Annotated in this window: 11 protein-coding genes; 4 read left to right on the forward strand and 7 right to left on the reverse strand. The window is 65.0% G+C overall.

The window, feature by feature from the left end; translation table 11 throughout:
- Positions 1 to 101 precede the first annotated feature (101 nt).
- The 3 genes from arsB to MchiMG62_RS01150 form a co-directional block, all read right to left on the reverse strand.
- A complete protein-coding gene (gene arsB, locus MchiMG62_RS01140; RefSeq protein WP_280636165.1) occupies positions 102 to 1187 on the reverse strand; it encodes an ACR3 family arsenite efflux transporter in 1086 nt (361 codons plus the stop codon).
- Between the two features lie 153 nt (positions 1188 to 1340).
- Positions 1341 to 4097, reverse strand: a complete 2757-nt coding sequence (locus MchiMG62_RS01145) for a heavy metal translocating P-type ATPase (RefSeq protein WP_221057527.1) — start codon at positions 4095 to 4097, stop codon at positions 1341 to 1343.
- 63 nt (positions 4098 to 4160) lie between these two features.
- On the reverse strand, positions 4161 to 4466 hold the full coding sequence (locus tag MchiMG62_RS01150) for an ArsR/SmtB family transcription factor (protein ID WP_221057528.1): 306 nt from the start codon (positions 4464 to 4466) through the stop codon (positions 4161 to 4163).
- A gap of 229 nt (positions 4467 to 4695) precedes the next feature.
- On the opposite strand from MchiMG62_RS01150, the gene MchiMG62_RS01155 reads away from it, so the two are divergent.
- Both MchiMG62_RS01155 and MchiMG62_RS01160 read left to right on the forward strand, forming a co-directional pair.
- Entirely contained in the window at positions 4696 to 5088 is a 393-nt protein-coding gene (locus tag MchiMG62_RS01155; protein ID WP_221057529.1) for a DUF2703 domain-containing protein, read from the forward strand.
- A gap of 4 nt (positions 5089 to 5092) precedes the next feature.
- The gene (locus MchiMG62_RS01160; protein WP_221057530.1) at positions 5093 to 5440 is read left to right on the forward strand and encodes a putative zinc-binding protein; all 348 of its coding nucleotides are present in this window, start codon (positions 5093 to 5095) and stop codon (positions 5438 to 5440) included.
- Between the two features lie 5 nt (positions 5441 to 5445).
- On the opposite strand, the gene MchiMG62_RS01165 is transcribed toward MchiMG62_RS01160, so the two are convergent.
- A complete protein-coding gene (locus tag MchiMG62_RS01165; protein ID WP_221057531.1) occupies positions 5446 to 6138 on the reverse strand; it encodes a nucleoside-triphosphatase in 693 nt (230 codons plus the stop codon).
- A gap of 235 nt (positions 6139 to 6373) precedes the next feature.
- On the opposite strand from MchiMG62_RS01165, the gene MchiMG62_RS01170 reads away from it, so the two are divergent.
- Together MchiMG62_RS01170 and MchiMG62_RS01175 are read left to right on the forward strand one after the other, a co-directional pair.
- The gene (locus MchiMG62_RS01170; protein ID WP_221057532.1) at positions 6374 to 6859 is read left to right on the forward strand and encodes a peptidylprolyl isomerase; all 486 of its coding nucleotides are present in this window, start codon (positions 6374 to 6376) and stop codon (positions 6857 to 6859) included.
- Between the two features lie 9 nt (positions 6860 to 6868).
- Positions 6869 to 7339: a ribonuclease III domain-containing protein gene (locus MchiMG62_RS01175; RefSeq protein ID WP_221057533.1), complete on the forward strand. Its 471-nt coding sequence runs from the start codon at positions 6869 to 6871 to the stop codon at positions 7337 to 7339.
- 196 nt (positions 7340 to 7535) lie between these two features.
- Here MchiMG62_RS01175 and MchiMG62_RS01180 read toward each other — a convergent pair whose 3' ends face one another.
- The 3 genes from MchiMG62_RS01180 to MchiMG62_RS01190 all read right to left on the reverse strand — a co-directional run bounded on the left by MchiMG62_RS01180 (position 7536) and on the right by MchiMG62_RS01190 (position 12025).
- Entirely contained in the window at positions 7536 to 8837 is a 1302-nt protein-coding gene (locus MchiMG62_RS01180; RefSeq protein WP_221057534.1) for an L-lactate MFS transporter, read from the reverse strand.
- Positions 8838 to 8843: 6 nt separating this feature from the next.
- Positions 8844 to 10733 carry an acetate--CoA ligase gene (gene acs / locus MchiMG62_RS01185; protein ID WP_221057535.1) on the reverse strand — a complete coding sequence of 630 codons (1890 nt, stop codon included), beginning with the start codon at positions 10731 to 10733 and terminating at the stop codon, positions 8844 to 8846.
- A gap of 350 nt (positions 10734 to 11083) precedes the next feature.
- Positions 11084 to 12025 (reverse strand): magnesium transporter CorA family protein, encoded by a 942-nt coding sequence (locus tag MchiMG62_RS01190; protein WP_221057536.1) that lies wholly within the window; start codon positions 12023 to 12025, stop codon positions 11084 to 11086.
- Positions 12026 to 12101: the final 76 nt, after the last annotated feature.

Genomic DNA, 12101 nt, shown 5'->3' on the forward strand with positions numbered 1-12101 from the left:
AGCAGGCGGACGTTGATCGCCGAACCCTCTCTTGAACCTCTTCGCTGGCTGTCAAGACCTCCCGCTCAATTCCACGCAGGTGCAGGCAGGGCGGCCGCAGTTCATACGACCCCCTGATCGACGGCGCACTGAGCGGCCGGCTCATTTGCATACCACCGCTTCTTGAGCCAGAGCGCGACGTTGACGAGCCCGATCAGGACCGGCACCTCGACGAGGGGGCCGATCACGGTCGCGAACGCGACCTGCGAGCCGATGCCGAAGACCGCAACAGCGACGGCGATGGCGAGTTCGAAGTTGTTCGACGCTGCTGTGAAGGCCAGGGTCGCCGAACGCGGGTAGTCGACGTTGAGCCGGTGGCTCATCCGGAACGCGACGAAGAACATCACGAGGAAGTAGATCAGGAGCGGGATCGCGACCCGGACGACGTCGAACGGGACCTGGATGATGTTCGCCCCCTGGGTCGAGAACATCACAATGATCGTGAAGAGCAGGGCGACGAGGGTCAGGGGCGAGATCCGCGGGATGAATCGGGTCTCGTACCACTCTTTCGATCGTACCCGTAGCAGGATAAAGCGGGTCAGAAACCCGGCGATAAACGGGATGCCGAGGTAGATGAAGACCGAGGTCGCGATCTCGGCGATCGTGATGCTGATCGCGGTGCCGGTCCCGATCCCGAGGAGCGGCGGCAGAACCGTGATGAAGATGTACGCGTAGATCGAGTAGAAGAAGACCTGGAAGACGGAGTTTAAGCCCACCACCGCAGCACAGTAGTCGCAGCTCCCGCCGGCGAGGTCGTTCCAGACGATCACCATCGCGATGCACCGGGCGAGGCCCACAAGAATCAGGCCGTACATCAACTCCGGCCGGTCGGCGAGGAAGAGGACCGCGAGGGCAAACATCAGCACGGGCCCGACAAGCCAGTTCTGGAAGAGCGATAAGCCCAGCACCTTCCGGTCGCGGAAGACGTTGCCGAGTTCCTCGTACCGGACCTTCGCGAGCGGCGGGTACATCATCACGATCAGGCCGATCGCGATTGGGATCGAGGTCGTGCCGACCGCGAAGCCGGTGATCGCCTGTGGGACCGAGGGGAAGAAGTACCCAATCCCGATCCCGACCGCCATCGCGAGGAAGATCCAGAGAGTCAGGTAGCGATCGAGGAATGAGAGCCGTTTCATAGTTTCAGCCATGGTCGTTCTCCGTGGTGTCCGGGGGTGTGTCGGTCCCCGGTGCCGGTGAGCGTCAGTCCACCGGTTGGTATGGCCGCAAGCAGGATCAGGCAGCCACCAATCATCGTCTTTTGTTGCATCACGTCACCTCGAACTCGGTCTGTGTAACTGCAATCAGCGCCGGTCCACAGGGACCGCGGTCACGCCCGCCTTCTTTACCGCCATCACGATGTCGTCGACCGAGACAGCGGCCGGGTCGTAGGTGACCTTCAGCTGGTTCGTGATCGCATTCAGGGTGAAAGCGGTCACCCCCTTCAGGGCCTTCACCCGTTTCTCGACCATCTGCCCCTCACAGGCGCAACCGAGCCCTTCGAGCCGGAACGTCGCGGTCGCAGGACCGGACGATCCGGATCCGTTGCCGGGGATGGGGGCTGGAGGCAGCACCTCGTCGGCAGACTCTCCGCAACAACAGCAACCTTCTGTCTCGACGAGGATTGCGGTCGGCAAATCCCGGTCGAGCGACGTATCACCGCAGGAACATCCGGCCCCCGCGGGGACTGTCGCCGTCGATGCCGCACCGACGTCCTCCGCGCCGGAACAGCACGCACCTGTCGCCCCGGCGGCGACGGAGATCTGCGGTTCCCCGCACGAGCAGCCACCGGCTCCCGCCGTTGAAGGAACGGGTAGCGCACCGCCCGCAGGCGCGGTACAGGAGCAGCAGCCAACAGCCGCCGTCGTCTGCGCTGCAGTCGGAATGGCGGGAGCCCTTATCTGGGCAGCAGCGGAGATCTCAGGTTCGGCGCCGCTCCGCCACGTCAGCAGACGCAGGGCATTCAAGATCACGAAGATCGCGCTCCCCTCGTTCAGGAGCAGGCCCGTGACCAGCCCGAGGTAGCCGAGCAGGGCCGCGACGACCATGAACGCGACGTTGATCAACGAGACGGCGATGTTCTGCCGGATCACGGTGACCGTCCGGTGCGAGAGTTCGCGCACATACGCGAGTTTCCCGAGGTCGTCGGACATCAGCACCACGTCGCCGGTCTCGATCGCGATGTCCGTGCCTGCCGCGCCCATCGCGATCCCGACGTCCGCGGCGGCCATGGCAGGTGCGTCGTTGATGCCGTCGCCGACCATGGCCACCGCACCGTACTGCTCTTTTAAATGCCGCACCGCGTCGACCTTATCCGTCGGCAGGAGCTGCGCCCGGTATTCATCCACACCGACACGCCGTGCGATGGCCCGGGCACTCCGTTCGTTGTCACCGGTCAGCATCACGGTCCGGACACCGGCGCGTCTTAACCGCTGCAAGGCCTCGACCGCGCCGGGCCGCACCTCATCGGCGATCGCGATCAGGCCGGCGAGCGTCCCGTCGCGGCTCACGAGGACCACGGTCCGGCCTTCACCCTCGATCCGGGCGATCGTCTCCTCTGCGTGACCGATGTCGATACCCTGTTCGAGCATGGCGCGGGAACTGCCGATGCGGCATGCCTGGCCATCCACCGTCGCCGCGACCCCGCGCCCGGCCGTCTCCTCGAACTGAACGGCCGGCCGACCCGAGAAGGTCCCGCTCTCGCGAGCCTTCCGGACGATCGCGGCCGCGAGGGGGTGGCCCGACCGCGACTCGATGCAGCCGGCGAGGTCGAGCAGTTCATCCCCGGTGAGATCGTTGAAGGCCACGACCTCCGTGACCACGGGCCGTCCGATGGTCAGGGTCCCGGTCTTGTCGAACGCGATCGCCTTCACCGTGTCGATGGTCTCGAGGTAGGCGCCGCCCTTGAAGACTGTCCCCTGCTTCGCAGCGTTCGCCATTGCGCCCACCACTGCGACGGGCACGGAGAGCGCAAGGCCGCAGGAGCACGAGACCACGAAGACGACAAGCCCGCGGTAGATGAACGGATACCACTCGGCGCCGAAGAAGAGCGGCGGCACGGTGGCGACCAGCACGCCGAGGACAAACATGGCCGGCGTGTACCACTTCCCGAAGGAGTCCGAGAACCGCTGGTATGACGTCCGCTTCGCCTGCGCCTCCTCGACCGAGAGGATGATCCGGGAGAGCATCGTCTCGGACGCCGGTTTCGTGACCCGGACCTCGAGTGACCCGTTCTGGTTGATCGTCCCGGCGAAAACGTCCTCGCCGGGGCCGCGGTGCACGGGAACCGGTTCTCCCGTGACCGCTGCCTGGTCGACATACGACGACCCCGCGACGACCGTGCCGTCGACCGGCACCCGCTCGCCCGGTCGGACGATCACGACTTCGCCGACGCCGATCGTCTCGACCGCACAGATGGTCTCGCGGCCGTTGCGCCTGACCAGCGCTTCCTTCGGCACGAGCGCCATGAGCGACCGGATCGCACCCCGGGCTTTATCCACGGCGTAGGACTCGAGGACGTCGCCAAGGGAGTAAACGATGATCAGGACCGCGGCCTCTCCCCAGAGGCCGAGCGCCATCGCGCCGACCGAGCCGATCAGCATGAGCAGGTGGATCGTCGGCGTCAGGTTCTTGAGCGCGATCAGGGCCTTTCGTGCCGGATAGTAGACGCCGATGAGCACGGCGAGCAGGTAGAGCCCGTTCACGATGGTGAGCGACGTCCCGAAGTATCCCGCGACGAAGGCGATCACTGCGGTGAGGAAGCTCCCGTAGAGGGCGAGTTGCTGTGGCTCACGCCACCAGGTGCTCTTCCGCCCCTCGCTCCGCACCTGCGAGGCGGTCATCCCCGTCTCAGCGACGGTGCGGATGATCTCCTGGACCCTGACGATCGTGGGATCGTAGCTGATCCGGGCCTGACCGGTGACCGGCGTGATCTCGTGGCCCCGGACGCCGGCGAGGGCATCCAGTTTTCGGGCGAGCAGGTCGGCGTTGCAGGTGCAGTCCATCCCCTGAATCTGCAGGGTAACCGTATCGGTCTCAGATGTTGGTGGAGGAGTGCTCATTTCGCTCCCATCTCCCGGCGCGCAAACCCCGAACAGGAGATCGCTTCTTTGAATGCTATCACGCTATCGTTCGTCATGGTCACCCCCGCTACAGGAAATGGGTATTTCAATACTCTGAATGTCGAGGATCTTCAGGATCTGAACCGCCTGATCCGATCGGATCCTGTACCAGATGTTTACGCCGTCCCTCCGCGACTCCAGGACCCCGGCCTCCTCCAGGATCCTGAGGTGCTGCGAGACTGTCGGTTGTGCCTTTCCAACGGCCGGCACGAGGGTACACGCGCATCGCTCGCCATCCATCAGGCATTGGACGATCTTTACTCGTGTCTCATCGGCGAGAGCTTTCAGCAGTTTTATCTTCCCTTGCACACCCGGATATTGGTATATTCAAATATATGAATATGATCGCGCTGATCGGGATCCGGCGTCTCCTGAGTCGGGCCCGGCCGGAGACGGGTGTGGGCCGCCGGTACTGAGGAAAACGTCTGTAGAGGTAATCAGACGCGGTGCTGAACGTCACCCTCCGGTTTCGGGACCGGTGGTACGGCGGGGAGGCGACAGTGACTTGTCCCGCTACCACCAACGGAGGAGGTACACCATGAAGAAGGAACTCGTCATCGAATGGAAACACATCGGAAACGAGATCGAGAAGACCGCCGAAGAGTTTGAGGAGACCGGAATGACGCTTTCGGCCGTTCTCGCGGAGATCCGGATGCTCCTCGAGATGGAGGGGGTCAGCGTCCGGGTGGACGAGACCGTCCTCCCCGATGATGCCCCCGCAGGATCGGAGCGCCTCCTCTTCAACGGCATCCCGGTCGAGGAACTCCTGGAGGGGGTCGAGGTGACGACCACGTCCTGCTCCTGCGCATCCTGCGACTCCTGCGGGGGAAACGCGGAGTGCCGGACGCTCCGCTACAACGGCGAGGAGTACGAGGCAATCCCGCCGGAACTGATCGGGCGGGCGGCCGCAAAAGCGCTCGAAATGGAGTGAGGCCGTGACGGAACCCGTCACCCTCGTCACCTGTTCAGGCCTCTCGAACACCGGGAAGCTGACCGGCCGGGTGGGGATGGTGGTCCTGCAGCGGTATCCGGGCGCAATAGAGACCTCGATCCCGGCGAACCGCCTGCCTGCGTCGCTTTCCGGCCGAATCCTCGCGCTGGACGGCTGCGAGGACGCCTGTGCGCTCAAAAAACTCCGGGAGAACAGGGTCGAGCCGGACCTGCATGTCGTCGCGACCGAATGCGGGGTCGTCGAAAACGGTATGGCGGAGCCCCGGTTCGACGAGATCGAGCGGCTCGCGGGCGCGGTAATCGAGGCGATCCGGAGCGGGCAGCAGCCCTGAGTGCATCACCCTTCCGGGCCGTAGCGCCGCCGGAGGATTGCCGGGGCACTCGGGGAACCCCCGGCGACCGCCTCGGCGAAGAGGGGAGCATCGTTGGCAATGCGATCCCCCGGAACCGGAGGCGCCGGAACCGGGGAGAACGTCTGCGCCTCCCGCCACTCCCAGACGGCATCCATCACGGCGTCCGCCGTCGCCATAACGCTCGCGGCCCCGACGTCCACCACGACGGGGTTCGTGATATTCCACCGCTCGACGACGGTATCGAGGAGCCGGCGCCGGACCGTCCAGACCATCGGCGGGTGCGGGTGCGCGGTCAATCGGTCGAGTTGCTCCGCCCAGACCACGCCCTGGAGCTCGAACCTCCCCACCTCGTCGATGACCATCAGATCGGTCTCCCGCGGGTCGGGCGGCGCGAGCGCCCGGCGGCCGAACGCGAGTCCTTCGGGGCGGAAGTAGAACCGGCCGTGGGCCTCGCACCGGGGATCGGGGTCGATCGAACAGAGTTCCTCGTGCTCGCCGGTGGCAAGGTCGACCAGGGTGAACCCCGACCGCCGCCCGTCCCGCACGTGTCCGGGGGCGATGACCCCGCGGGCACGCACGTTCAGCCCGACGATGAGCCCGAGAACCAGGTGCAGGAACGTCGTCTTGCACTGGCCCTGCCCGCCGGTGATGATGAAGACCGGCGCCCGGCGGTTCATTCGGGGAGCCCTCCGCTGCCAGAGATCGGATGGGGAATGGTGGATATATCCCGGCCGGGGAGAATGTTCGCTCCGGAGTACATACATATATTTCCGGGCTGCTCATATAAATCACTTTTACTCGCGAGGTTTGTTTATTTGATCTTGTTGACCTGGTGGGCCAGGCCTCCCGGGATGCCGCCCTCCATCAGTATAAGTAGAAAAACGGGACAATACCATAACGGAGTTAATGACTATGGCTGAGAAGAACGTCGTGCTCCACACGACCATGGGAGATATCACGATCCGCCTCTACGACGACATGCCGGTGACCGCGGGAAACTTTGAGAAACTCGCAAAATCCGGGTTCTACGACGGCACGATCTTTCACCGCGTGATCGCGAACTTCATGATCCAGGGCGGCGATCCCACCGGCACCGGGACGGGCGGCCCGGGCTACACCATCACCGACGAGTTCGTGAAGGGCCACTCAAATGTCCGGGGGACGATCGCGATGGCGAACACCGGACGCCCGAACACCGGCGGCAGCCAGTTCTTCATCAACCTGGTGGACAACACCTACCTCGACTGGGACAACCCCCAGACGCCGAGCGCCCACCCGGTCTTTGGGGAGGTCGTCGGCGGGATGGACATCGTCGACAGGATCGGGAAGGTGAAGACGGGCTCCGCCGATAAGCCGAAGGTCCCCGTCCGGATCGAGAAGGCGGAAGTCCTGGAGTAATCTCTTTTTATGCGCCAGAGTGACGCCGGCCGCAGGGACCCGGGCGTGATCGAGGAGCGGATCGGCTATGCCTTTCGTGACCGCGCACTTCTCACGCGGGCGCTCACCCGCCTCGCCTACACCCTGGAGGCCGGCCTCCCTGCCGATGCTCACATGGACGCTCTCGCCACTCTCGGCGATGCGGTCATCAACGTGGCCGTCGTGGAGGCGGTGATCGCGAAGGGAGCGCACGACAAAGGCGCGATCACGAACCGCAAGATGAACCTGGTGAATATGACCCGGCTCCGCGCTCTCGCCGAAGACCTCGCTCTCGCGGACTACGTCCGCTGGGGGAAGGGCGAGGCCGCGCAGAAGGTCTGGACCTCCGGCCGGGTCCTCGCCGAGTGCCTGGAGGCGCTTGTCGGCGCCGTCTACCTTGACGGCGGGATGGAGGCGGCCGCGGGAGTGCTCCGGCGGCTCGGCCTCACGGAGAGCGTGTAACCGTTCTCTCCGTCGAACGCTTCACACAACCCCCGGGGAAACCCGTTCGTCGATAGAAGGCAGTATAGCCTCACGCGAAGAGCGCGAAGCCGCGAAGGGGAGTTGCTCTCGGATAACCGTCCTTCGCGGCTTCGCGTGAGTCAATGATTTAGGATAATTTGAAGGAACTCATCCTTAGCGGAGCGATTCCTCTAAGTCAATTACCCTGTTCTTCCACCGCCGATCCCGGCAGGGGCTCTCTCGCCGGGGCAACGGCCGGCGGCCGCATCAGGAGCCAGGCGACGGCGAACCCCACCGCCGCGAGGGCCGCGACCCACGGGAAGACCCCGAGATACGTCCCGGTCGCCGTCCGGATGAACCCCGCGAGCTGCGGCCCGGCGATGGCGCCTGCGCCGTAGGCGAGGAAGACGACCCCATAGCAGCGCGGGTAGTCGCACGTCCCGAAGTAGGACGCCGTTGCCGTCGGCGCGATCGCAAGCCAGCCCCCGAGGCATCCCCAGAGGACGGCGAACGAGACGACGTAGGCGGGCACGCCGGGCACGAGCCACATCAGGACGGACGCCGCCGCGATCAACGCAAACGTCAGCATCGCCGTCTTCTGCGGGGATATCCGGTCGGTGAGGTTCCCGAACGCCGGCCGGCCCAGCCCGTTGAAGACGGCGAAGAACCCGACGAGGAGCGTCGCGAGCCCCGCGTCGACCCCGGCGAGTTCGGTCCCGACCGGTTTTGCGATCGAGATCGCCATGAGCCCCGCGAGGCAGCCGACGAAGTAGCAGGCGAAGAGCCCGTAGAACGTTCCCGTCCGGAGCATCCCTCTCCGGTCGCACTCGCAGACCGGCGTCGTTCCGACCCCGGGCGCGGGTGCCGACCATCCCGCCGGCCGCCAGCCCTCCGGCGGGAACCGGAGCGGCAGGGCCGAGAGGACCAGCACGGCGATGAGCGCGGCCCCGAATATCCTGAACGTCGCCATCACCCCGTATGCGGCGATAAGGGCTCCGGCGGCGTTCGCGGTGACGAAGGCCGAGAACCCGAACCCGAGGAGGGCAAGCCCGACCGCGAGCCCCCGCCGGTCCGGGAACCACCGGGTAGCAACGGCGACCGGCGCCCCGTAGGCGATCCCGACCCCGAGACCGCCGATAACGCCGTAGACGATGTAGAGGGCCTCGACCGACGTCGCCGTCGAGGCGAGGAGCCACCCGAGGCCGGTGAGGAGCCCGCCGACGATCGTCACCCTCCGCGGGCCGTAGCGCTCGATGTACTTCCCGGCGAGCGGCATCGCTATCGCGAAGAAGGCGAGGAAGACCGAGAACGGGAGGAGAACCTCCGCCGCCGTCACCTCCCGGCCGAGCGTCGCGGTGAAGTGCGCCGCGAGCGGCGCCACAAATACGCTCCAGGAGTAGATGCTCCCGAGGCAGAGGTTGGCGACGAGGCCGAGGGCGACGAGCCCCCATCGCCCCTTCTCCGCAGGCAGCCCGAAGATCGTTGGTGTGTCCGTCATGACCGTCTACTCCTCGAGCGTTGAGATGTCGCCCGGATCCATGCCGAGCTCGCGGGCTTTCAGGACCCGGCGCATGATCTTGCCGCTCCGGGTCTTCGGGAGCCTGTCCATGAACTCGATCTCGGCCGGAACCGCGACGGGCCCGAGGCTCTTCCTGACGTGCCGGGCGAGGTCGTCGGTGAGGCCGTCGCCGGGGCTCACTCCCACGCGGAGGGTGACGAACGCCTTGATGACGTGCCCTTTCAGGGGGTCGGGTTTCCCGATCACCGCGGCCTCCGCCACCGCGTCGTGGGAGACGAGCGCGCTCTCGACCTCGGCCGTCCCGATGTTGTGCCCGGCGACGACGATCAGGTCGTCCGCCCGGCCGAGGACCATGATGTAGCCGTCCTCGTCCTTCACCGCGAGGTCGCCTGCGGTGTAGCACCCCGGGATGGTCTTCCAGTAGGCGCGGTAACGCTCGTCGTTGCCGTGAACCGTCCGGAGCATGGCGGGCCAGGGCTCCCGGATCACCAGGAACCCGCCGGTGCCGGGCGGGACCGGGAACCCCCTCCTGTCGACGACGTCCATGACAGCGCCCGGAATGGGTTTGCCGGCAAACCCCGGCTTCATCGGTTCGCCGACCATCGTGGTGATCATGTGCATCCCGGTCTCGGTCTGCCACCAGGTGTCCACGATCGGGCACCGCCCGCCGCCGATGGTGCGGTAGTACCACTCGAACGCCTCCGGGTTGAGCGGTTCGCCGACCGACCCGAGGATGCGGAGCGTCGAAAGGTCGTACTTCGCCGGCCACTCGTCACCGTAGCGCATGAACATCCGGATGGCCGTCGGTGCGGTGTAGAAGATCGTCACCCCCAGATCCTGAACCAGCCGCCAGTAGGCGCCCGGATCCGGGTAGTCGGGCGTCCCTTCGGCGATGACGACGGTCGTCCCGACCGCAAGCGGGCCGTAGACGATGTAGCTGTGGCCGGTGATCCACCCGGGGTCGGCGGTGCACCAGAGGATATCGGTCTCCTTGATGTCGAAGTCGTGGCGGGCGGTGTAGTAGGTCCCGACCATGTAACCGCCGCAGGTGTGGACGATCCCCTTCGGTGCGCCGGTCGAACCGCTCGTATACAGGATGAAGAGCGGGTCCTCCGAGTCCATCACCTCCGCCGGGCAGTCGGGTGCGGCGCGGGCCACCAGATCGGCGTAGTCGACCTCCGTCCCGGGGTCGAGTTCGACAGCCGGGGTCTCCCTCCGGAGGACGACGACCCGCTCGACGGACGGTGTGTGGGCGAGCGCCTCACTCGCGAGTTCACGGAGCGGAACGGTCTTTCCCCGACGGTAACCGACGTCCGCGATGACGAGGACCTTTGCCTCCGCGTCGTTGATCCGCATCGCGAGCGCGTCGGGCCCGAATCCGCCGAAGACCACCGAGTGGACGGCACCGATCCGGGCGCAGGCGAGCATCGCGACGATCTGCTCGGGGACGAGCGGCATGTAGATGCAGACCCGGTCGCCTTTCCCGACGCCGAGGGACTTCAGGCCGTTTGCAAACCGCATCACCTCGTGGTGGAGGCCGTCGTAGGTGATGACCCGCTCCGCCCCGTCCTCACCGCGCCAGACGATCGCCGGCTTATCCTTCCGGCTACCGGCGGCGTGGCGGTCCAGGCAGTTTGCGGTGATGTTTAACTTCGCGTTGACAAACCATCGCGCATACGGGGGGTTCCACTCCCTGACCCGGTCCCAGGACTCGAACCAGGAGAGTTCACGGGCGATCCGGTCCCAGAAAGCCTCCGGGTCACGCATGAACTCCTGGTATGCCCGGGTGTAGTCCGGTGTCCAGGCGGTTGCCTTGCACCGGGGGTCGGGGAGGTAGCGTTTCTCTTCCAGTTTCACGGTGAATGTCTGCTCCATACTTCCTCAATTTACACGATTCATCATACCCGATTGCCGCGGCCGGTCCCCGAATGGGCCACCGTACCGTGCAAAAGTGGCTGATCCTCCGACCGACAACCTTTCCGGCCGCTCGGTCCGTGGTTGTGCTGCCGTACATGCGGTCGCCGGCAACCGGTGCCGGCTCCGCCGGGAGCGTAATCTTCCCGGGCGCCTCCTCCCGCGCGGCGCCGCTATCTTACATGATCTATCATGAAGAATTTATCACGATCTATAATGTAAAATCTAAAAAATAAATGTTGCGGTCGGCCAGGTGGGGCTTCCGGGCCCGGGCAAGGGGCCGGTTTCCCCTGTTTCTGGCCAGAAAGGCACTACAACCAGCCCTTCCGGTTAATGGCCACCGCGATGAGCGAGGAGACGATCAGGGAGAGAACGATGATGATGAGGAACCCGTAGGGGTGGTCCTCGAGGGGGACCGGGACGTTCATACCGAGGAAACTCGCGATCATTGTGGGGATCGCGAGGATGATGGTGATCGATGTGAGGAGTTTCAAGATGTTGTTGAAGTTGTTCGATATGATCGAGGCGAAGGCATCCATCGTCTCGGTGAGGATCGTCGAGTACGTGCTTGCCATCTCGATCGCCTGCTTGTTCTCGACGATGACGTCTTCGAGGAGGTCGGTGTCGTCCTCGTACATCCGGAGCGGCTGGAACGTCAGGGTCTTGTCGAGGACGCTCTGGTTGCTCCGGAGCGACGTCGAGAAGTAAACCAGGCTCTTTTTGAGGTTCATCAACTGGATCAGTTCCTTATTTCGCATCGACTGGTTCAGTTCGGCCCCAATCCGGTCGGATAATCGCTCGATCTGGCGCAGGTACTGGAGGAAGTAGGACGCGTTCCGGAAGAGGATCTGCAGTACGAACCGGGTCTTCTTGAAGGTGTAGAAGAGCTTCACCCGGCCGTTCGCAAAGTCCTGGATGATCGCGTTCTCGCGGAGGCAGACCGTGACGATGGTGTCGGGCGTGACGATGATCCCGAGCGGCATCGTCGTGTAGAGGATCGTCTGTTCCGGGTAGGGCACCGGGATATCGATGACGATCAGGGTGATGCCGTCCTCGTTCTCGGTCCGCGGCCGCTCCTCCTCATCGAGCGCCGCCCGGAGGTAGTCGCCCGGAATGGAGAGCCTTGCCGAGACCTCCTCGATCTCTTCCCGCAGCGGATTGATCATCGAAACCCAGGAACCGGGCTCGAACGTGCCGGTCTCCTCCGTCCGTGGCACCGGGGCCGCTTCAACTGTGCGATAGATGTGGAACATGGTCTCTCACCCCGCCCGCGGGAGAGTTCACATTCTACTGTTGTCGGCGGGCGGGATGAAGGTATGGACGCCTGGA

The sequence above is a fragment of the Methanoculleus chikugoensis genome (assembly GCF_019669965.1).
Lineage (GTDB): Archaea > Halobacteriota > Methanomicrobia > Methanomicrobiales > Methanoculleaceae > Methanoculleus > Methanoculleus chikugoensis.